General features: G+C 61.9%; 15 protein-coding genes. 9 read left to right on the top strand and 6 right to left on the bottom strand.

The features are described 5' to 3' along the window. Positions 1-96: 96 nt before the first annotated feature. Together CDV46_RS27430 and CDV46_RS14600 are read left to right on the top strand one after the other, a co-directional pair. Complete coding sequence (locus CDV46_RS27430; protein ID WP_087723225.1) at positions 97-1,443, top strand: ankyrin repeat domain-containing protein; 1,347 nt, start codon at positions 97-99, stop codon at positions 1,441-1,443. 75 nt (positions 1,444-1,518) lie between these two features. Further along, on the top strand, positions 1,519-4,434 hold the full coding sequence (locus CDV46_RS14600) for an ankyrin repeat domain-containing protein (protein ID WP_087723227.1): 2,916 nt from the start codon (positions 1,519-1,521) through the stop codon (positions 4,432-4,434). Positions 4,435-4,479: 45 nt separating this feature from the next. On the opposite strand, the gene CDV46_RS14605 is transcribed toward CDV46_RS14600, so the two are convergent. The 4 genes from CDV46_RS14605 to oxlT all read right to left on the bottom strand — a co-directional run bounded on the left by CDV46_RS14605 (position 4,480) and on the right by oxlT (position 9,639). Further along, the gene (locus CDV46_RS14605) at positions 4,480-4,914 is read right to left on the bottom strand and encodes a PAS domain-containing protein (protein ID WP_087723229.1); all 435 of its coding nucleotides are present in this window, start codon (positions 4,912-4,914) and stop codon (positions 4,480-4,482) included. 164 nt (positions 4,915-5,078) lie between these two features. Next, complete coding sequence (gene frc / locus CDV46_RS14610; RefSeq protein WP_058379636.1) at positions 5,079-6,329, bottom strand: formyl-CoA transferase; 1,251 nt, start codon at positions 6,327-6,329, stop codon at positions 5,079-5,081. 25 nt (positions 6,330-6,354) lie between these two features. Beyond that, on the bottom strand, positions 6,355-8,145 hold the full coding sequence (gene oxc, locus CDV46_RS14615; RefSeq protein WP_212677111.1) for an oxalyl-CoA decarboxylase: 1,791 nt from the start codon (positions 8,143-8,145) through the stop codon (positions 6,355-6,357). A gap of 147 nt (positions 8,146-8,292) precedes the next feature. After that, a complete protein-coding gene (gene oxlT / locus CDV46_RS14620) occupies positions 8,293-9,639 on the bottom strand; it encodes an oxalate/formate MFS antiporter (protein ID WP_170935978.1) in 1,347 nt (448 codons plus the stop codon). Positions 9,640-10,369: 730 nt separating this feature from the next. Here oxlT and CDV46_RS14625 point away from each other — a divergent pair. The 7 genes from CDV46_RS14625 to CDV46_RS14655 all read left to right on the top strand — a co-directional run bounded on the left by CDV46_RS14625 (position 10,370) and on the right by CDV46_RS14655 (position 18,998). After that, positions 10,370-11,383, top strand: a complete 1,014-nt coding sequence (locus tag CDV46_RS14625; protein WP_087688428.1) for a 2-dehydropantoate 2-reductase — start codon at positions 10,370-10,372, stop codon at positions 11,381-11,383. A gap of 585 nt (positions 11,384-11,968) precedes the next feature. Beyond that, a complete protein-coding gene (locus CDV46_RS14630; protein ID WP_058379639.1) occupies positions 11,969-12,187 on the top strand; it encodes a hypothetical protein in 219 nt (72 codons plus the stop codon). 29 nt (positions 12,188-12,216) lie between these two features. Then, positions 12,217-12,930 (top strand): GntR family transcriptional regulator, encoded by a 714-nt coding sequence (locus CDV46_RS14635; RefSeq protein ID WP_058379640.1) that lies wholly within the window; start codon positions 12,217-12,219, stop codon positions 12,928-12,930. 670 nt (positions 12,931-13,600) lie between these two features. Then, positions 13,601-14,068 (top strand): formate dehydrogenase subunit gamma, encoded by a 468-nt coding sequence (locus CDV46_RS14640; protein WP_087688429.1) that lies wholly within the window; start codon positions 13,601-13,603, stop codon positions 14,066-14,068. Continuing rightward, the gene (locus tag CDV46_RS14645; RefSeq protein WP_087723231.1) at positions 14,065-15,666 is read left to right on the top strand and encodes a formate dehydrogenase beta subunit; all 1,602 of its coding nucleotides are present in this window, start codon (positions 14,065-14,067) and stop codon (positions 15,664-15,666) included. The genes CDV46_RS14640 and CDV46_RS14645 overlap by 4 nt, the downstream gene beginning before the upstream one ends. A 13-nt stretch (positions 15,667-15,679) precedes the next feature. Further along, positions 15,680-18,544 (top strand): formate dehydrogenase subunit alpha, encoded by a 2,865-nt coding sequence (gene fdhF / locus CDV46_RS14650; RefSeq protein WP_087688431.1) that lies wholly within the window; start codon positions 15,680-15,682, stop codon positions 18,542-18,544. A gap of 220 nt (positions 18,545-18,764) precedes the next feature. Continuing rightward, positions 18,765-18,998 (top strand): formate dehydrogenase subunit delta, encoded by a 234-nt coding sequence (locus CDV46_RS14655; protein ID WP_058379644.1) that lies wholly within the window; start codon positions 18,765-18,767, stop codon positions 18,996-18,998. Positions 18,999-19,064: 66 nt separating this feature from the next. Here CDV46_RS14655 and CDV46_RS14660 read toward each other — a convergent pair whose 3' ends face one another. After that, entirely contained in the window at positions 19,065-19,913 is an 849-nt protein-coding gene (locus tag CDV46_RS14660; protein ID WP_087723233.1) for an EamA family transporter, read from the bottom strand. Positions 19,914-20,348: 435 nt separating this feature from the next. Then, complete coding sequence (locus CDV46_RS14665; RefSeq protein WP_087723235.1) at positions 20,349-20,849, bottom strand: hypothetical protein; 501 nt, start codon at positions 20,847-20,849, stop codon at positions 20,349-20,351. Positions 20,850-21,110: the final 261 nt, after the last annotated feature.

Below are 21,110 nucleotides of genomic sequence, written 5' to 3' on the forward strand. Positions count from 1 at the left end.
CGAAACACAATCCGCGCGAGATTTCCGACAGCGATCGATCGAGTGGGTCCGTAGCATCCGCCTCCCTGACCCGCTGAATGGATGCTCTCGAATCGCATGAATCCGCTGAATGCCTCCGGCGCCGCCTCGGCGCTCTGTTCGCTTCCCACCGAAATGCGAACGTTGATATTCACCAATCTGGGCGTGGAAGACATGCGCAGGCTATGGATAAGCGCTCAAAACGCTTCGGTGCGCGGCGCGGTAGAACTCGCGGCATGTGCTCGCGATGGCCAGGTCGGTGCACAACTGGCCCCGATACTGGCGGCAATGCCCGGCGGGCATCCCGTCAGAGACAGGCAGCAGCAAGACGCTATCGCCAAGTTGTTGGTCATACCGCCGGAATGGTGGCGGGTGGATCAGTTGAGAACGGCCGGCCTGAGTGAAGTCAATGCCCAACGGCTGATCGATCTTTCCGTCGACCGATCGGTGAACAGTTCCGCGCCTTGGCTTTGGGAAACGCTGAAAGAATTCCCCGACCCATCCACGCTGCTCCATAAGTGGGCCAACTCAATCGGGTATTTTTCTCAGGATCCGAAGTGTCTGCCGGATGAACGCGCTTTACTGGCACTGCAAATGGTGGGGTACGACATTGCCTCGGCAACGATTGCATCGTCGTCGATGCCAGCGGCCGAGCGCGCCCTATTGAGGGCCGCCCTGACACGGCTGAACCCGCCCGGCGGGCAATGCTACTTGAGTCCGGAGGGTAAGAAGTCGACGCATTCTTTAATGCGTGGCCTGAAGGCGTTGGGCTGCGACTTTTCCATCGGCGGCATGCCTGCGCTGTGCGCCTGCGCGCAATGGAATTACAGCCGGACCACGATGGACGCGCTGTTGAGCGCGAACTGCGACGTAAACGATCGCGTGCCTGCGAATGCCCGCTTCGCAGGCGCCACGGCGCTTCACTTCGCCTGCGCCAACGGAAACGGCGAGGCGATGACCGCCCTCATCGCCGCCGACGCCGACGTCAATGCACGTGACGCGCTCGGCAAAACACCGTTCATGTGGGTGGGTGCGCGCCATACCGCGCCGCTCGTCTGCCTGCGCAACATGGCGCACGCCATCGAAAAATTGCAATGGGCAGGTGTCGACATCGACCCGCTGGCGAGGCGTCACGTCATCACCCAAGTTGCAACGCATCTGATCGATATGGCGTGCACGCTCCTCGTTCCCGACGATCTCGACGCGTTCCAAGACGTGCTCGACCGTCTTGGCCCGTCACCCGCCGCATTGCGCGATGCCCTCTTTAACAAAGCGCACGACGGTGCGCCGGCCGTGGGCGATGCGTTGATCGCCGAGCTCAAAAGTGCCGCCCGGCGCGACGACCGGCGCCGTGGCACGGGCGTAAAGATCAAGCACCTGATGAAACGACTCAACGGCCTGCGCCAGATGCCGCCAGCGATCTGACCCGCGTTGACCCACGCCACGCCGGCTCGTCGCCCACGCAATTCACCTCCGCTTTCCTCCAACGCAATAGCTCCTATGCAAGCCATTTCGCACGTACAAAACACTTCCCCCAACCTCGCCCCTCAGGACATCGCGCACCTGCGCCAACAATCTGCCAACGAACTGCTCGCGCTTTGGACGAGCAACAACGACCCGGCACTCCATGACAGAATCCGCCAGGCCGTACGCGCAGGCGACAGCGCCGTGAGCCTCGGTTTGATGCACCGATTTGCGGCGCCCAACGGCACGCCGCTTCGCAACGCCCAGCAGCGTTCGGCCATCGCCGAAGTCTGCGTGACGCCACCTTCCGACTGGTCGCCCGACCTGCTTTGCAGCACCGGGATGACGCCGTCTGAAAGCCGTCGCATGATCGATTTATGGAATGTGCCGCAGCCCGCCGGAGCATCGACGACGGTATGGCAAATGTTGTCGGCGCATCCGAATAACCACAGTTTCTATTTTTGGTTTCCGCACCGTGAGGCGCCGTCACCGTCTACACCACCCGACGAGCGCCTCATGCGGTTGTTTCAAATGTTCGGAAGCCGCCTGCACACGACGACCGTCGACCATTACCCGACGTCGGCGCCCGGTCAACCCAACGCGACCGAACGCCGGGTCATACCCACGCTCAGTCTCTATTTGCTGCTCATGCAGCGATCGGTCGCCGCATTGGAACCGCAACACGTCGCACTTGCGGCTTCCTCCGTTCGGGGACTGATCAACATCGGGTGTCAAACGCCTAGCAAAGACGCCCCGCTACTGTGTATGGCAGTTCACTACGGCATGCGTGAGGTGGTCATTCGCACGCTGGTGAGCGCCGACCCCGCGCTATTGACCCATCGCATGCCGATCTCACACCCCTATGCCGGGGCGACGCCGCTGCACCTCGCGATGGCTCGCCGGGATATTTCGATCATTTCGCTGCTCTTGCGAGAGGGGGCCGCCCCCCACATCCTCGACCATGCCGGACGTGCGCCTGCCGACTACCTGACGCTCCCCCATCGTGCGTTCACCGGTGATCCCTTCCTTAAGGAACTCTGGCGCATGTGCAACCTGTCGCTCGCAGCGCCCGAGGCATTCCAGCCAGCGGCAAGCCCGCAGCGGGTCGCGCCATTGACGGACAACGCCTCGATCGCCCGCCTTTGCGACATCGCACATCACTTCTTGACGGATACCGGCGTCGCGCCACGCGCGGCCGCCTCGATCGCCCACGCAACGCTCACGCATCTTGAAACCACTCGCGAATCGTCGCTGGTCGAGCCGCTCCACGCCAGTGTGATCCGCGCCATCGACTCGACCAAGGCGTGGCTGCTGACGAATGCGCCGCACGATTGCGGGGCCGCTATCGACAGCTCGGACGATACCGATACCGATAGTGAAAGTGATAGCGACGACACAGGCGTCGCGCGGCAAGACGTGAATGGCGCGCTCGGCAGATTGAATCGATTCATGGCGACGACCGCCGATACCGCACCAGCGCCCTCGCTAGTGGCGGCGCCTTCATCGCTGGAAATCCATGATCTGCCCGTCGATGTGCATGCCAACATTTGCGCCCATCTCGAGGTGCTCGATCTCCAGTCGCTCTGGGTCGCTACCAACAACGGCCATGTGCACGAATCCATCACGGAAACCACGAGACGGCGCGATACCAATATGCGTCTTCAGATCGAACCGATGCTCGCACGCCATGCCGATCGGACCGTCGTGCGCAATAACGCGCAACGTATCGCAATCGCGCGCTTGTGCGTCAAGCCTGTCGCCGAATGGCAGCACTCCGATGTCGCTGCGACGGGATTGTCGTCAGCGCATGCGCAACGGCTGCTCGACCTCTCGAAGGGCTCCGAATACTCGTTATGGACGACACTTCAGCGCTTTCCACAACCCTCGGCGCTGGTCGATTGGATCACGCCCACCGGCACGCAACATGTGTCGTCGTCGGCCCCGCTCCCTGACGAGCGCGCCATGCTGGCGCTGCAAATGCTAGGACACGACATCGCCAACGTGCGCGTCGGTCCGCCGGCACAAGTGCAGCGAGACAACGCTGCCAGCCGGGCGCTTTTGGCCCCTCAGATGACGCTGCTACGTGCCCTGCTCGCGTACTCCGAGGCTGTTCCGGACCACCGATTCATTTCCAACGCAGCGCATGAGGCGCGTTTGGCAGCGGTGATTGCCGGGCTGCGGTCGATGGGGTGCCCAAGTCTGGCAAAACATCTGCCGACCATGCTTTGGGCACTCCAAATCGGACTCCGGTCCGAGGGTATTCGCGCGCTGATCAAAGCCGGCGAGTCCATCGATGCGACGCTGCCCAGCGATCACCCCCATGGCGGTGCCACCGCACTTCACCTCGCGATGGCAAAAAAGCGTGGCGATATTGCAGCACTTCTCGTCAGGTCGAATCCAGGACTGCTCGCGCTCAGGGACGACATGGGGCTGGACGCAGCGAGTTATGCCGGCGGTTACCCCGGCACGTTTTCTGAAGAGAGTCTCGTGGAGAGGCTCGAGGGTTTGCTGGATGTGTTGTATGAATGCAGCAAGACATGCGCCTACGCACCGTTCCAGCGCGCCATCGTCCCGAGAATCGTCGAACTGTTGGACAGGACATGGAATACGCCGATTCCGCCGATCGTTATGCCCGCGCTAAGTATCGAACTCGAGAACGCCTGTGAAGCCGTTGCCGATCTCGCCGATCGGATTTACACACGGCCCGGCGTCAACAAAGCCTCTCTCGGCGAGCGTTTCGAACAGGCCCTCAACGACCCTTCGCATCCGCACTACGCCGTCATTCGGGAAGATTTTGTTGATGACGGCGTCATTGACGGCATGGCGCAATCACTGACGCGCATACGCCTCAGGGCCAGTGCAGCATTGACTGGGCTGCCGGCACTAGCCGCAATGACAAAAACGTCCGAAACGCAACAAGCCCATGACATCGCCGTCGACCAACCGGCCTAATACGCTGCCTCGCGTCTGCGCTGCCCGCTGACGCTGGCAACGGACTCAGCTTGCAGCGACCTTTCCTTCCAACTCGGCAATACGCTTGCGTAGCTGCCGGTCTTCCTGAAAGCGTGCGGTCTCGTCGCGAATGACGGCGACGATACCGCTCACCTGCCCCTGCGCATCGCGCAACAGCGCCACGGTAAAGGCAATCGACATCGCGCGGCCGTCTTTGTGCGTCGCAGGCACCTTTAGCAAATCGCTGCCGTACTTCGTCTGCCCCGTGGCCATGGTCTTTTCATAGCCCTCGTTGTGGCGATGACGCAGCCGCTCCGGAATGATGATGTCCAGCGGCTGGCCCAAGGCCTCTGCCGCCGAGAAGCCAAACATCTTTTCCGCACCCGGATTCCACAACGTGATGATGTTTTCCGGGTCGGCCACGACGATCGCGTCGCCGACGACCTGAACCAACTGCGCTACGTCCACCGATGCACTCATGGTGTCTCCTGCTGTTCTATGGGGGATGATTTTCTGTTGCTAAAACATGCCACAAAAATACATGAATCAAAAGACAATACGGTCCCGAAAAAGCGACAAAAGGTGCCGCCCCCGAAAAAGGTGCGGCACCTGCACAACGACCTACGTCAGTTCACAACAACCGCTTAGATCGCCTTGGCGGTATGCAGCTTGCCAATCTGATCCTTGCTGTAGCCCAGCTCGGCCAGAATCTCTTCCGTGTGCTCGCCCAGCAGCGGCGAACCCGTGATTTCCGGCTTCAGGCCCGAGAACTTGATCGGGCTGCCGACCGTCAGGTACGAACCACGTTCCTTGTGCGGCACTTCCACGATCGTGCCCGACGCGCGCAGCGACGGATCGTTCGCGATTTCCTTCATCGACAGCACCGGTGCGCAAGGAATATCGAACTTGCGCAGGATGTCCACTGCTTCGAACTTCGTCTTGTCGGCGAGCCATTCTTCGATCGTCTTGAAGATGTCGAAGATGTGCGGCTGACGGGCTTGCGCCGTGGCGTAGTTCGGATCGCTGATCCACTCCGGCTTGCCCAGTGCGCGGCAGATCGGTTCCCAGGCGTGGCCCTGAATCGTGAAATAGATGTAAGCGTTCGGGTCCGTTTCCCAGCCCTTGCACTTCAGCACCCAGCCCGGTTGGCCGCCGCCGCCGGCGTTACCGCCACGGGGCACCACGTCGCTGAACTCGCCGTGCGGGTACTGCGGATACTCTTCCAGGAAACCGACACGGTCCAGACGTTGCTGGTCGCGCAGCTTCACGCGGCACAGGTTGATGACCGAATCTTGCATCGACACGGCCACCTTCTGACCACGGCCCGTCTGGCCGCGACCGATCAGCGCCGTCAGAATACCGATCGCCAGGTGCATACCCGTGTTGCTGTCGCCCAGTGCTGCGGCCGACACCGTGGGAGGACCGTCCCAGAAGCCCGTCGTCGAGGCGGCACCACCGGCGCACTGCGCCACGTTTTCGTAGACCTTCAGGTCTTCGTAGTGGTGACCGTCCGAGAAGCCCTTCACCGATGCCACGATCAGCTTCGGGTTCAGTTCGTTCAGGCGTTCCCACGTGAAGCCCATGCGGTCCAGCGCGCCCGGTGCGAAGTTTTCCACCAGCACGTCCGATTCACGCACCAGCTTCTCCAGCACTTCCTTGCCTTCCTGCGTCTTCGTGTCCAGCGTCAGCGAGCGCTTGTTGCTGTTGAGCATCGTGAAGTACAGCGCGTCGGCCTCGGGAATGTCGCGCAGTTGATTACGCGTCACGTCGCCCGAACCCGGGCGCTCCACCTTGATCACGTCCGCACCGAACCATGCCAGCAACTGGGTGCAGGCCGGGCCGGCTTGCACGTGCGTGAAGTCGATGATCTTGATGCCTTCGAGGGGTTTGCTCATGTCATGTCTCCTTAATTGACTCGAGTTACTTTTTCATCGCCGCGCTTTGCGGATTCAGATTGGTCAGGCGGCCGCTTTCCGTGCCCGCCGCTTCGTCGATCACGGCGTTGATCAGCGTCGGCTTGCCCGACTTGATGGCGTCTTGCAACGCCTTCGTCAGTTCTTCCGGCGTCGTGACGTGGTAACCGATACCACCGAAGGCTTCGATCATCTTGTCGTAGCGCGCGCCCTTCACGAACACCGTCGGTGCCACGTCCTTGCCACCGGTCGGGTTCACGTCGGTACCGCGATACACGCCGTTGTTGTTGAAGATGATCGTCGTGACCGGCAGGTCGTAACGGCAGATCGTTTCCAGTTCCATGCCGCTGAAACCGAAGGCGCTGTCGCCTTCAATCGCCACCACCGGCTTGCCGCTCGTCACCGCAGCGCCAATCGCGAAGCCCATGCCGATACCCATAATGCCCCACGTACCCGAGTCAAAGCGCTTGCGCGGCTGGTACTGGTCGATGATGCTGCGGGCATAGTCCAGCGTGTTCGCGCCTTCGTTCACCAGGTTGATGTCCGGGTACGCCTTCAGCACGTCGCGGATCGAGCGCAGTGCGCTGTGGAAATTCATCGGCGACGGATTCTGGTCGAGCGTTGCCGCCATCTTGGCCAGATTCTTGTTCTTGCGTTCTGCAATCGCGCCCGTCCACTCAGCACTCGGCTTGCCGAAGTTGCTGTCGATGCCGGCCAACAGTGCCGACACGCACGAACCGATATCGCCGATCACCGGCGCGGCAATCGCCACGTTGCTGTCGATTTCCGTCGGCGAGATGTCGATCTGCACGAACTTCTTCGGTGCGGCGCCCCACGTCTTGCCCTTGCCGTGCGCGAGCAGCCAGTTCAGGCGAGCACCGATCAGCACCACCACGTCAGCTTCCTGCAACACGAACGAGCGTGCGGCGGCAGCCGATTGTTCATGCGTATCGGGCAGCAGGCCCTTGGCCATCGACATCGGCAGATACGGAATGCCCGACTTCTCGACCAGCGCGCGAATATCCGCGTCGGCTTGCGCGTAGGCTGCGCCCTTGCCCAGCAGAATCAGCGGACGCTTGGCGTTCTTGATCACGTCGAGGGCGCGCTTGACGGCGTCCGGTGCCGGGATCTGACGCGGTGCGGCGTCGATCACACGAATCAGCGAGTCCTTCGCCTTCTGCGCATCGAGGGTCTGAGCCAGCAGCTTGGCCGGCAGATCCAGATACACGCCACCCGGACGGCCCGACACGGCCGCGCGAATCGCACGGGCCACGCCCACGCCGATGTCTTCTGCATGCAGCACGCGATAAGCGGCCTTGCAGTAAGGCTTGGCAGCGTTGAGCTGGTCCATCTCTTCGTAGTCACCCTGCTGCAAGTCGACGATCTCGCGCTCGCTCGAGCCGCTGATCAAGATCATCGGGAAGCAGTTGGTGGTGGCGTTCGCCAGTGCCGTCAGGCCGTTCAGGAAACCCGGTGCGGACACCGTCAGGCAAATGCCGGGCTTCTGGGTCATGTAGCCAGCAATGGCGGCAGCGTTGCCGGCGTGCTGTTCATGACGGAAACCGATGAAGCGCATGCCTTCCGCTTGCGCGAGGCGGGCCAGATCGGTGATGGGAATCCCCACCAGACCAAAGATAGTGTCAATGTCGTTCGCTTTCAGGGCATCGATGACCAGATGGAAACCATCAGTCGTTTCTGCCTCGGACACGATGTTCGCGTGTCGGCTGCTGTCTTTGAGCGTGTCGCCCGCGGTGTTGTTTTCCGCCTTGCCGACTGGCACGGTCATCGCAATGGACATAATTCTTTCCTCCAATTTTTCCGGTTTCAGTGTTGCGTCGTCTTTCGCTGACGATTACTTTAGGACTTCAATACTGTCTTGCATGCCGCGCGCTACCCCGTTAAGTCTGGTGGTGTCGCGCGCGGCACTCCTGCCGGCGCCTGTTCCTCAGGTCGTACTGCGGGACAAGTCTGCTGGTTTGGTAAGGACTTCCTCAGCGGCGCGGGCACTGCTGTCCGCGTAGCGTTGGGCCAGTCGGGCGCGCATCGGCTTGAGCACGAAGAGCGCAAGTACGGCGGCAGTGGCATTCATGACGACTGCAATCATGAACACGGCGTGCCAGCTACCTGTTGTGGCGGTGATGACGCTGGTAAATGGCACCAGCAATGCGGCCGTTCCCTTGGCGGTGTAGAGCATGCCGGCGTTGGTCGCGGCGTACTTCGAACCGAACGTGTCGGCGCAAGTGGCCGGGAACAGGCTGTAGATTTCACCCCAGGCGAAGAACACGAGACCCGTGAGAATCACGAACGCGACCGGGTGTTGACCCCAGACCGACAGTGCGTAGATACCCGCGGCTTCCATCGCGAAGGCGATGAACATCGTGTTTTCACGACCGATCTTGTCGGAAATCCAACCGAAGATCGGACGCGTCACCCCGTTCAGTACCCGGTCGATGGCCAGTGCGAAGGTCAGTGCCGGCAGCGTCAGGCCCATCAGCGAGACAGGCGTGCCGTCCAGGCCGTAGTCCTTGGCGATCGGGCCGAGCTGAGCCGTTGCCATCAGACCGCCGGCGGCCATCAGCACGAACATCAGATACATCAGCCAGAACACCGGGCTGCGCATGACTTCGGTCGGCTTGGCGTCGTAGCGGCGTGCGCCCGGGGCGAGCTTCTTGAGTGCCTCGAAGGCGGCCGGCGGCGAAGCGAGCGCGAGACCCAGTACCAGCACGATGATGCCCTGGCCAAGACCGAACACCAGGAAGGTGTTTTCGTAGCCGCTGCTCTTGATCATGTTGGCAATCGGCACCACGGTCAGGGCCGAGCCTGCACCGAAGCCCGCTGCCGTCAGCCCTGCGGCCAGCCCCCGGTTTGCCGGGAACCACTTGAGCGCGTTACCCACACAAGTGCCATATACAGCACCGGCACCGACACCCCCCACTGCCGCGGCGAAGTACAGCATCGCCAGCGAATCGGCATAGGCATTCAACGCCCACGCCACCCCGCAAAGCAGACCGCCGCCCACCACCACCGGACGCGGACCGAAGCGGTCGACCAGATAGCCTTCAATCGGCACCAGCCACGTCTCGGTGACCACGAAGATCGTGAATGCCACCTGAATGGCCGTGCGGCCCCAGTGATACTTTTCATCGATCGGGTTGACGAACAGCGTCCACCCGTATTGCAAGTTGGCGATCATCGCCATACAAATCACGCCGAACGCGAGCTGAACCCAAGGGCTCGCGAACACGGATGTCTTACCGTGTTGATTTGTCGTCTCCACTTGTACCTCCTCCATCGGTTTTCAGTTGTTTGACAGCTTCACAACAACAACACCTTCCGGATGGGGTCTATGCCCCCTGGGTATGCTTTTACGAGGTCTTGGCCTCGTCGACTTTGTCTCTGATGCTTGCGATGCGACGTCGCCCACCGCAAATATACCGAACGAAATATACGATATATCAGATATAAGTCAACACTAATTTATTGCTTTTCTCGCTATCCCCCTCGCGTGCCGCAGGCGTTTTCGGTCCATTGCTTCGAAAACGTCCACGGCACGCGAGGCACTGTTCCAAGTGGCGGCTAGATACAGTAAGGCAACTGTAGGCTGGAGCGCCGCAACAACGCAATGCGAAAATACTAAGGAGTTAACCTGATCCGGGAGGCACGCCGAATAAGGCGCTCCGCCCTTTTATATCGGCGTCCTTGAGGATTTTTAAAACGAGCACAAGACGATATTTTTGATAATTTCTCTCACAAGCGATGCGTGGCGACGAACGCTCGACCATGCTGTAACACGCCGTAATAATTCACTCGTCCTCCGCTTTTCGCGTCAATTCACCCGAACGCAATGACGGTCGCGCTCACACATCCTCTCGCCCCTTTGCGGGTCGACCACGGGGAAACCATGACACGTTAAGTGACAGGAAAGCTTGGTGCTTCCTGCCTTGTGATATACGATATACAACATTTGATATTAGAAAAATAAAAGGCCAAGTTTCGATTGACCATTTGTGGAGGGAGACTTCATGAAGATTTGCATCTATGGCGCCGGAGCCATCGGTGGTTATCTCGGCGTGCAGCTTGCGCGCGCCGGAGCCGATGTCAGTCTGGTGGCGCGCGGACCGCACCTCGCGGCAATGCGTGAGCACGGACTCAAGTTGTTGATCGACGGCGAGGAACGCGTCGCGCAGCTGCGTTGCACCGACGATCCGCGTGAGCTCGGTCCGCAGGACTACGTCATCATCGCGCTCAAGGCGCACTCGGTGCCGGCGGTTCTCGACGCCATGCAGCCGCTCATCGGGCCGGACACTGCGGTGGTAACTGCCGTGAACGGCATTCCCTACTGGTACTTCTATAAGCACGGCGGCGCACTGGAGGGCAGCACCCTCGAGAGTATCGATCCGGGCGGCCGTCAGTGGCGCCAGCTCGGCCCCGAGCGCGCGATTGGCTGCGTGGTTTATCCGGCCACCGAAGTCGTTGCGCCCGGCGTGATTCAGCACGTGTACGGCAACAAGTTCCCGCTCGGCGAAGCCAGCGGTGAACGTACGCCTCGCGTGGAAGCCCTGGCAAAGATCATGACCGAAGGCGGGCTCGACGCCCCGATTCGCGAAAACATCCGCGATGAGATCTGGCTCAAGCTGTGGGGCAACCTCTGCTTCAACCCGATCTCGGCACTCACGCACGGTACGCTGGACATCATCGCCAGCGATCCGGGCACGCGTGCCGTCGCCCGCGCCATGATGCTCGAAGCCAAGGCCATCGGCGACAAGCTCGGCGTGCATTTCCGCGTCGACGTCGAGCGTCGTATTAATGGTGCCGGTGCCGTGGGTTCGCACAAAACGTCGATGCTTCAGGATCTTGAGCGCGGCCGCGCCATGGAAATCGATCCGCTCGTCTCCGTCGTTCAGGAAATGGGCCGCCTCGCTGCCGTGCCCACGCCGACGCTCGATGTGGTGCTCGCACTGATTCAGCAACGCGAGTTCATGACCCAGCCCGATGCTGTCGCCGCTGCGCAGGCACGACTGGCCAAGGCCGCCTGAGCAAACTGAGCAAACTTGAGCGAGCCCGATCCATTCGCGGGATTTCGCTTCTGAAATAGGGTGTGTGGCAGATCGGCGCATGCGTCGATTGCCACGCACCCTATCTATATAGAAGGGGGGATGGCGGCAACCACTTGATGACGGGTTCGCCGCCATCGTGCCCTGCCCCGTTGGTCCCGATTTGTATTTGGCCCTTTTTGGGCGCCTTCGCCGCTTGCCCGCGGTATGTACGCAATACCGGCTGTGGTTTCGCGGCAACGCAATATCACCGTTTTCCCCTTGTTGAGGACGCCTTCGAACACGCGACTGACAACGCACTGCCAGCGCGTCCCGAAATCCGCACTCTTGCACGCCAACCGGACACTTGAGGAGGTCAGCGCCGCGCATCGACCCGCCCGGCACTATCGGAAAAAGAGACAAAATCGGCCCATCGACCCGGGGTGGCACCCATAGGACGTCCCGAAAAACGATAAATATTGATATTCCGTATGTGGTATATCTTGAGACTTGTTGCGTTGCGACATACAATGCAAAGCAAGTTCTCCCCCACGTACTGATCAATTTTCGTCTTTCAGGAGTGTCATCATGTTTGTCGCTGCGCTGACTTTGCTCGCCCTCGCTGCCGCCCTCGCCACCGGTATTGCCATGGTTCATCTGTACGCATCGCTGCCGGCGTCGATGCTTGAAAAGGCCGAGAAGAATGGCCGCTTCGCTTACCTGGCGGAAACCACGCAGGCAATCGAATCGGGTAAACTCGTCACGAAGCCGGCAACCGTCGTGGGGCAGCAAGCATTGCGCCTCTGAGGAGGCCGTAATACCTAGGAGACTATTGCATGTCCCTGATCACCCCAACTCCGGAGCGAGTGACACCACTCGCGCTGGGGCCGATCGATACCACCACGAGTTTTCGTAATCAGGCGTATGCGCGGCTGAAAAAAGCCATCGCCGACGCTGATATCTATAACCGGAAAGAAGAGATCCGCCTGGACGAGCGTCAGCTCATCCAGGAGCTTGGCGTTTCGCGCACCCCGATCCGCGAAGCGATGACCTTGCTGGAACAGGAAGGTTTTCTGCGTACTGTGCCGCGTCGTGGCATCTTCATCATCCGCAAGACCAAGCGTGAAATCGTCGAGATGATTCAGATGTGGGCCGCCCTCGAAGGCATGTCGGCCCGTCTGGCAACGCTGCACGCATCGGACGACGAGATCGCGAAGCTGCGTCACCTGTTCGATGAATTCGTCAACGCACCGCCGACGGACCACATCGAAGAGTATTCCGACGCCAACATCGACTTCCATCAGGCGCTGATCAACCTTGGCGGCTCGCAAGCGATTGCGAACACCATCAAGAACCTGTTCATTCACGTACGTGCCATCCGTAAAGTGACGATCGCTCAGAACGACCGGGCCGCGCGCTCGATTGTCGACCACCTGAAGATCATTACCGCGCTGGAAAAACGCGATACGGAACTGGCCGAGAAGCTCGCGCGCGACCACACCCTCGGTCTGGCCGCGTTCGTCGAAGAGCATTGCGACTTCCTCGACTGATCGCATGACCGGCGACTGACGTCCGCCAAGCGCATCGCATCTGCGCACAAAGAAAGCCAGCTGCACACTCGTGCCGCTGGCTTTTTTGTTTCCCCGCGCTTCTCATTCGACTCCACGGCATACTCTATTAGCCGCCCTCTGCGCGTCGCGCTCGCCGACGCCCCGCTTCATCCCGTCTTTCGCATCGTCTGCATCATCCAAGTCACCCGACCCCGGCCATCTCGGCACCTCGGGTAAACGAGCCTGCCAAACCCTCTCTCAAGCTATTGCACGTATACCGTATATCATATATCGTGTTTCACATACTGATGCTTCGACACCGACAAGACGGCCACTCCCCATGCCGCCTCTGACGTGACAAAGCGCCGCCCGGGAAAGTGGGCGACAAGCCGCTCGCAGATCAGCGAGGCTTGGCAGTTCCGGTTCATGATGTAAGCAACGGGCGAGAGGCCAGCTCGTGCGGCATATGGTGGGGGCTATGTGCCGCACACGCATCCGGCGTCAACGCTAATCGCTAGACCCGAGCCGCGTCTTCCGGATGCGTTTTTATCGGGCCTCTCGCCCCGGGGCAAGCCGAACAGGTTTGCCGGAATTTAATTGCGGTAGACAAAACATATTCATACCCGCAGGTGCGCCGTCCCCCCGGCAAGCCAAACAGGAGACAACTGCCATGCGCGAGGCTTATTCCGTCGCGACGGTGCAAGCGATTCTGGACGCTCATGCAGCGCAGGAGGGGCCGCTATTGCCCATCCTCCACGACGTTCAGGAAGCCTTCGGCTTCGTGCCCCCGGACGCCGTGCCCGTTATCGCCAACGCCCTCAATCTCTCGCGCGCCGAAGTTCACGGCGTGATCACGTTCTATCACCACTTCCGCACCAGTGCGCCGCCGCGCCACGTGGTGCAGATTTGTCGTGCCGAAGCCTGTCAGAGCATGGGGGCCGACGCCCTCGTCGCGCATGCCGAGCGCGTCATCGGTTGCGCGATGCACGCCCATAGCGGCGACGTCGCGCTCGAACCCGTGTATTGCCTTGGCCAGTGCGCCACGTCGCCGGCCATCACCATCGACGACAAGCTGCACGCGCGCGTCACCCCCGAGAAATTCGACCGCCTGCTCGCCCGCGCGAAGGATGCCGTATGAGCCAAGCTCCCGCCCAATCCAGCCCATCGACCGGCACCGTGCGTCTCTACCTGCCGCGCGACTCTGCCGCCCTCGCCCTCGGTGCCGATGAAGTCGCCGAGGCCATCGTCGCTGAAGCGGCCGCACGCGGCATTGCCATCGAACTGGTGCGCAACGGTACGCGCGGCATGCTCTGGCTCGAACCGCTGCTCGAAGTCGCCACGCCGGCAGGCCGCGTCGCTTACGGCCCGGTCGAGGTCGACGACGTGCCGGCTCTGTTCGATGCGAACGTCGTCACCGGCGGCGATCATCCGCTCGCACTCGGCCTGACCGAAGAAATCCCGTATCTGAAGCAGCAGGAACGCCTCACGTTCGCTCGCGTAGGCGTGACCGATCCCGTCTCGGTCGACGATTACGTCGCCCACGACGGCTATCGCGGCCTGCGCAACGCCCTCGCCATGGACGGTGCCGCCATCGTCTCGCAAGTGACCGATTCAGGCCTGCGCGGCCGCGGCGGTGCAGCCTTCCCGACCGGTATCAAGTGGAAGACCGTGCTGAACACGCCTTCAGCGCAGAAGTACATCGTCTGCAACGCCGACGAAGGCGACTCCGGCACGTTTGCCGACCGCATGCTGATGGAAGGCGACCCGCTCGTGCTCGTCGAAGGCATGACGATTGGCGGCATCGCCGTCGGCGCCACGCGCGGCTACATCTACGTGCGTAGCGAGTACCCGCATTCGATCGATGTGCTCAATGAAGCCATCGTCAATGCGAATGCCGCCGGCTACCTTGGCGAGAACATCCTCGGCTCGGGCAAGACGTTCCATCTGGAAGTGCGCAAGGCCGCCGGCGCGTATGTCTGCGGCGAAGAAACCGCGCTGCTCGAGAGTCTCGAAGGCAAACGCGGTGTCGTGCGCGCCAAGCCGCCGCTGCCCGCCATCGAAGGCTTGTTCGGCCAGCCGACGGTCATCAACAACGTGATCTCGCTGGCCTCGGTGCCGATCATCATGGATCGCGGCGCCGACTTCTATAAGAACTTCGGCATGGGCCGCTCGCGCGGCACGCTGCCGATTCAGCTGGCGGGCAACATCAAGTACGGCGGCCTGATCGAAAAGGCCTTCGGCGTCACGCTGCGCGAGATTCTGTACGACTACGGCGGCGGTGCCATCACCGGCCGCCCGCTGCGCGCGGTGCAGGTCGGCGGGCCGCTTGGCTCCTATCTGCCCGAATCGCAGTGGGACACGCCGCTCGACTACGAAGCGTTTGCTGCGCTGTGGGCCGTGCTCGGTCACGGCGGCATCGTGGCCCACGACGACACCGTCGATCTCGCCAAGCTGGCGCGCTACGCGATGGAGTTCTGCACCATCGAATCGTGTGGCAAGTGCACACCGTGCCGCATCGGCTCGACGCGCGGCGTCGAAGTGATGGACCGGATCATCGACGGGCGCGACCGCCCCAAACAGATCAAATTGTTGCGCGACCTGTGCGACACCATGCTGGCCGGCTCGCTGTGCGCGATGGGCGGCATGACGCCCTACCCCGTGCTGTCGGCACTGAACCATTTCCCCGAAGACTTCGGCGCGGCTGAAGCATCGAACCAGCCGACTAAGGCCGCCTAGGAGAGCCCTCACCATGATGGACCCGATGTTCGAAAAGGATTACGGCACGCCGCGTCGCGAGTCGCAGAAAGAAGTCACGCTCGAGATCGACGGCGAGCAGATCACCGTGCCCGCCGGCACGTCGATCATGCGTGCGGCGTCCGAAGGCGGCGTGAACGTGCCCAAGCTGTGCGCCACCGACTCGCTGGAGCCGTTCGGCTCGTGCCGTCTGTGTCTGGTGGAAATCGAAGGCCGTCGCGGCTTCCCTGCATCGTGCACCACGCCCGTTGAGCCGGGCATGAAAGTGCGCACGCAAACGCCGAAATTGCAGGAACTGCGCAAGGGCGTGATGGAGCTGTACATCTCCGATCACCCGCTCGACTGCCTGACCTGTGCGGCCAATGGCGACTGCGAATTGCAGGACATGGCGGGTGTCACCGGCCTGCGCGAAGTGCGCTACGGCTTCGACGGCGCCAACCACTTCGACAGCCAGAAAGACGAAACCAACCCCTACTTCACCTACGACGCCTCGAAGTGCATCGTCTGCAATCGATGCGTGCGCGCGTGTGAAGAAACGCAGGGCACGTTCGCGCTGACGATCTCGGGCCGTGGCTTCGAAGCCCGCGTCTCGCCGGGGCAGGACCAGCCGTTCATGGATTCGGAATGCGTGTCGTGCGGCGCCTGCGTGGCCGCCTGCCCGACCGCAACGCTGCAAGAGAAGTCGGTCATTCACCTCGGTCAGGCCGAACACGCCAAGGTCACCACCTGCGCCTATTGCGGCGTGGGCTGCTCGCTCAAGGCGGAGATGAAGGGCAATGAAGTCGTGCGCATGGTGCCGCACAAGGATGGTCAGGCCAACGAAGGCCACGCCTGCGTGAAGGGCCGCTTTGCATGGGGCTATGCCACGCACAAGGACCGGATCCTTACACCGAAGATCCGCAAGAAGATCACCGACCCGTGGCAGGAAGTGTCGTGGGACGAGGCACTCGACTACGCCGCGTCGGAGTTCAAGCGCATTCAGGCCAAATACGGCCGCGATTCGATCGGCGGCCTGGTGTCGTCGCGCTGCACGAACGAGGAAGACTACCTCGTGCAGAAACTCGTGCGCGCCGCCTTCGGCAACAACAACGTCGACACCTGCGCCCGTGTGTGCCACTCGCCGACCGGCTATGGTCTGAAGGCCACGCTCGGTGAATCGGCCGGTACGCAGACGTTCAAATCGGTGGAACACTCCGACGTGATTCTGGTGATGGGCGCGAACCCGACCGATGGTCACCCGGTGTTCGGCTCGCGCATGAAGAAGCGTCTGCGCGAAGGCGCCAAGCTGATCGTGATCGACCCGCGTCGCATCGATCTGGTGAAGAGCCCGCACATCCACGCCGACTACCACCTGCAACTGCGCCCCGGCACGAACGTGGCGATGGTCAATGCCCTCGCCCACGTGATCGTCACCGAAGGCCTGATGGCGGATGACTTCATCGCCGAGCGCTGTGAAGACCGTGCCTTCGGCCAATGGCGTGACTTCGTTTCCCGCGCAGAGAACTCGCCGGAAGCCACCGAAGTGCACACCGGCGTGCCGGCGCATCTGGTGCGTGGTGCCGCGCGTCTGTACGCCACGGGCGGCAACGCAGCGATTTACTACGGGCTGGGCGTGACTGAGCATGCGCAAGGTTCCACGACCGTGATCGGCATCGCCAACCTCTCGATGGCCACGGGCAACATCGGCCGCGAAGGCGTGGGCGTGAACCCGCTGCGCGGTCAGAACAACGTGCAGGGCTCGTGCGACATGGGTGCCTTCCCGCACGAACTGCCGGGCTATCGCCACGTCTCGGATGCCAGCGCACGTGCACTGTTCGAAGCCGAATGGGGCGTCGAACTGCAATCGGAGCCGGGTCTGCGGATTCCGAACATGTTCGATGCCGCGCTCTCGGGCACCTTCATGGGCCTGTACTGCCAGGGCGAAGACATCGTTCAGTCCGACCCGAACACGCAGCACGTGACCCACGCGCTGGAGCAGATGGAGTGCATCGTCGTGCAGGACATCTTCCTGAACGAAACCGCCAAGTACGCCCACGTGCTGCTGCCCGGTTCATCGTTCCTGGAGAAGGACGGCACGTTCACCAACGCCGAGCGCCGTATCTCGCGCGTGCGTCAGGTGATGCCGCCGCGCGGCGGCTACGCCGACTGGGAAGTGACGATCATGCTCGCCAAGCGTCTGGGCTACGAGATGAACTACTCGCACCCGTCGGAAATCATGGACGAGATTGCGCGCCTGACGCCGACCTTCAGCGGGGTGAGTTACGCCAGACTCGACGAGTTGGGCAGCGTGCAATGGCCGTGCAACGCCGAAGCGCCGGAAGGCACCCCGGTCATGCACATCGACGAATTCGTGCGCGGCAAGGGCAAGTTCCTGATCACGCAGTACGTGCCGACCGACGAAAAGGTGACGCGCCGCTTCCCGCTTATTCTGACCACGGGCCGGATTCTGTCGCAGTACAACGTCGGCGCGCAGACGCGTCGTACCGACAACAACCACTGGCACAGTGAAGACCGGCTTGAGCTCCATCCCCATGACGCAGAAGAACGCGGCGTGAAGGATGGCGACTGGGTCGGCATTCAGAGCCGCGCGGGCGAGACGGTGCTGCGCGCGATCGTGAGCGATCGCATGCAGCCGGGCGTGGTGTACACGACGTTCCACTTCCCGGAGTCGGGGGCCAACGTCATCACGACCGACAACTCGGACTGGGCGACCAACTGCCCCGAGTACAAGGTAACGGCGGTGCAGGTCACGCCGGTGGCGCAGCCGTCGGATTGGCAGCGCCAGTACTCGGACTTCAACCGTCAGCAGGAAGCGTTCCTGGGCCACGCACAAGGCGCGGCCGAAGCGAACGCGGGGTAAGCTTGGCCGGGTTTGCTTAAGGGGCAACTAGAGCAACCAGGGCAACCAGGACAATCCGCGTCCATCGCCGGGTGCCGGCGGGCTTCATCGTCCAACGCCATGAGACGATGCGGCGGACGCAGGATTGTCCACGGGACTGCCCCGTGCAGCGGGCCCGTCAAGTGACGGACTAGCGGACCAACGCAAAGACAGCGGATTACGAGAGGGGACAGAACAGATCATGGACACCGACAATCTGGTCAAGATGGCCAATCAGATCGGCGATTTCTTCGAGACGATGCCCGACCGCGACGAAGCGCTCGAGAGCATTGCGGGGCACTTGCGTCGCTTCTGGGCACCGCGCATGCGCATGACGATTCTCGAACATCTCGAATCGACCGACGGTCACGGCATGCGTGAAATCGTGGTGGCAGCCATTACGGCCCATCGTGCGGAGCTTTGGCCACGCAGTTGAACGCCGAACCAACCGGTGCGGGAGAACGGTTCATTCACCGGCTCATTCACCGGCTCAGGCACCAACTCATGCACCGAGTTTGATCAAGACCGCGCCGCCCACGACCAGGCTGCATGCCACCAGGCGGCGCGCGTTGAGCTTCTCGCGCAGGAACAGCCAGCCGAGCAGCACCGCAAAGATGGCACTCGATTCGCGCAGCGCCGAGACCACACCCATCGGCAGAAATTGCAGCGCGAACACCACCATGCCGTAAGCGCACTGCGCGACCACACCGGCACCGAGCGCCTCGATCACGCGCCGGCGCGGCGCCAGGAACATCCCGCGCCAGCCACCCCGCAACTTCCACACGCCCCCGACGAGCGGCACGCTGGCAAACAGGTAGGCCCACGCGATATAGCCGAAGCCATTGCCGTTCGACATCCGCACGCCAAAGCCATCCACGACCGTGTAGGCCGCAATGAACACGCCGGTGAGCAAGGCGGCGGGTACGCTATCGCCCGAGAAGCGACGCCCGCGCAGCGCGAGCGTGAGAATGCCGCCACAGATACATGCGATGCCGAGGGCGGCGATGCCGGAGGGCCACTCGCCCGCGAGCAACAGCGCCGCCCCCGAGATCAATAAGGGGGAGATACCGCGCGCAATCGGATAGATCTGCCCGAACTCCCCCACGCGATACGCGCGGATGAGCGCCACGGTGTAGCCGACCTGCGCACACGCCGAGAGCAAGATCAGCGGCCAGACCTGTATCGGTGGCAGCGGCAACAACACGATGCCGACCACGGCCGCAAGGAATTGCGGCACCGCCATCAGGCCGATTTGCCAGACGCGGTCGGGGCTTGCGTGGAGAAAGGCGTTCCAGGTGGCGTGCATCAGTGCAGAGAGCAGCACCAGCAGCACGATAGGCGTAGTGGTCATTAACGGGATAGCGGGTCGACGGGTCGACGGGGGTCGGTCGGGGCGACGGCAACCGGCGGGGTGTGATTGCGACGAATACGTGCTTTCGATGGATGGGCCGCCGGGCAAGCCGCTATTGTGGCAGCAGCGCGCGTGCCGCCATAGAGCCAGCGTCCAACAATCCCACGGGGCCAGACGATTTCGGTCTGCATGCCGAAACGGTGCCGGGGCGCAATCAGGGAAAAAACACGGACGGGTTCGCGTCTCGCGAGAAAAGTTGTCCACACCCTTTGTGGATAACCCACTGGATAACCCGCCCCTTCCCGCTCAAACCGCCCGTGCTTAGGGGCTGTCAAGAGCCTTGCCCAAAAAACGATCAGCACCGGAACAAATATTCGGCTTGACGGTCTGGCATCACCCTGCTCAAGCGCTATCGCCCTCGTTTTCGGCCCGATGCTACGGCTTCGGGGATGTGTCGGCGTCCTTTTGACCTGATGCGCCCGATGCGTCCGATGCTGAAGGGGGCGATGCCGGCGACTGCGGCACGGTGCGCAGTGCAGCGACGACACGGCCCTGCCCCATCACGGCTTCGGGGGCCTGTTGCAACGCCAGACGATATCGCTCGCCAAACTCTTCGTCGGCATCCCTAAACAATTTGGCAGCCATGTCCGCGAGCGCGATGCCACTGGCAGCCGTCGGCGGCGTCTGTTCCTGCCACTCGTCGATCGCGACGATCAGGCGCGAGAGCGGATCGAGCCACCGGAACCAGGGATCTTCCGTCAGTAACTGGACGAAGCGACCGGTCGGCACGGCGCCGAAGACCGCCTCGTACTGCTGACGGTCATTGGCGATCAGCACTTTGTGTTGTGCCAGCAGCGCCGTACGCAGGCCTTGCATGGCCGAAATTTGCGCAGCATCAGCAGCATCAGCGGCGGCGGATTCGATCGATTCAGTCATGGAAAGACTCGCGGCGTCAGAAAGTGTACGAAATGGAAATGGAAAGCGTCTGACATGCACTTTAGGACTTAGCCCATAGCCAACGCCCTACTAGATCACGATACTAACGCATCTCGCATACACCTCGCGAGATCAGGCTTTCACTTCCCCGTGGGAGGCCTGCTTCCTCACCCGCCCATCCGGCGGGTTTTTTTTGTCTTCGATTTACCTGCGATTTGCCGACGCGTTGCGCTCGGTCCAGCACGCGCGTGCTCGTCGTTG

The sequence above is a fragment of the Pandoraea sp. PE-S2T-3 genome, from assembly GCF_002179965.1.
Classification (GTDB): Bacteria; Pseudomonadota; Gammaproteobacteria; order Burkholderiales; family Burkholderiaceae; genus Pandoraea.